This window comes from Streptomyces sp. NPDC051172 (assembly GCF_040682555.1).
Taxonomy (GTDB): domain Bacteria; phylum Actinomycetota; class Actinomycetes; order Streptomycetales; family Streptomycetaceae; genus Streptomyces.
On the sequence record NZ_JBFBBE010000351.1, the window covers coordinates 1 to 1,425 of the forward strand.

General features: G+C 72.4%; 2 protein-coding genes. Both read left to right on the top strand.

Annotated features, from left to right (window positions below):
- Window positions 1-642, top strand: a 642-nt coding sequence (locus AB0N07_RS51015) for an ATP-binding cassette domain-containing protein (RefSeq protein WP_365847823.1), incomplete at its 5' end; no start/stop codon positions are given.
- A 3-nt stretch (window positions 643-645) separates the two neighbouring features.
- Window positions 646-1,425 (top strand): ABC transporter permease (locus AB0N07_RS51020; RefSeq protein ID WP_365847825.1); only part of this gene is annotated, 780 nt, incomplete at its 3' end.

A 1,425-nucleotide genomic window follows, 5' to 3' on the forward strand; every position in this document is an offset into this window, starting at 1 on the left:
TTCGGCCTGCCCTACTCGTACCTGCGGCCCAAGGCCGAGGAGCTGCTGGCCTTCGCCCAGCTCACCGAGAAGGCGGACGCCAAGGTCACCGACCTCTCCGGCGGCATGAAGCGGCGGCTCGTGATCGCCCGCGCCCTGGTCAACGAGCCGGCCCTCTTCCTCCTCGACGAGCCCACCACGGGCCTGGACCCGCAGGCCCGCCACATCCTGTGGGACCGCCTCTACCGGCTCAAGGAACGCGGCACCACGCTGCTGCTGACCACGCACCACATGGACGAGGCGGAGCAGCTGTGCGACCGGCTCGTCGTCGTCGACGGCGGCGAGATCATGGCCGCCGGCACCCCCGCCGAGCTCATCCGCGAGCATGCCTCCCAGGAGGTCCTCGAGGCGCGCTTCGGCGCGGACCGCAACGAGGCCGCGGCCCGCACCGTCCAGGCCCACGCGGGTGACGGCGTCGTGCACCGCGTCGAGGTCCTCCCGGACCGCGTCCTCGTCTACGCCCGACGCGCGGACGACCTGCACGACGTCGTGCAGCGCCTCGTCGACGAGGGCGCCCTGCCCGCCCCCGTCACCACGCTGACCCGCCGCGCGAGCCTCGAGGACGTGTTCCTCATCCTCACCGGCCGCACCCTGGTGGACTGACCCGTGCCGTCCCCCACCACGCCCGCCGAGCCGCTGCGCGCACCGGTCACCGCGGCGGAGTCCGCGGAGCGCGTGAAGCGCCGCGGCGCCCTGTACTTCGCCGAACACCAGCTGCGGTCCATGCGTCGCTACGGCATGGTGCTGATCGTCGGTGCCCTGGGCGAGCCCGTGCTCTACCTGCTGGCCATGGGCCTGGGCCTGGCCCAGCTCATGGGCGGCGGGATGCCGCAGGACGCCCTGGGCGGGGTCTCCTACGTCGCGTTCATCGCCCCGGCGCTGCTGGCCTCGGGTGCGCTGATGACCGCGTCCGTCGAGTTCTCCTACCCGGTGATGGGCGGGTTCCAGTGGCAGCGCACGTACTACGCGGCGCAGGCCACTCCGCTGTCTCCGGCGCAGATCGCCCTGGGCCACCTCGCGGCCGTGAGCCTGCGGTTCGTGTTCCAGGCTGCCGTGTTCCTGCTGGTGATGCTGGCGTTCGGCGTGGTCTCGAGCCCGTGGGCGTGGGTGCAGGTCCTCACCGCCACGCTCGGAGGGCTCGCCGTCGGCGCGCCGATCATGGCGTTCGCGGCCTCCCTGAAGGAGGACAAGGGCCAGTTCGCCACCCTGCAACGGCTCGTGATCATGCCCCTGTTCCTGTTCTCCGCCACCTTCTACCCGCTCGAGGCGCTGCCGGTGTGGCTGCGCTGGATCGGCTGGCTCTCCCCGCAGTGGCATGCCGCCCAGCTCGGCCGCGTGCTCTCCTACGGGATGGTCGAGCCGGCCTGGCTCACCGTGGTGCACGTG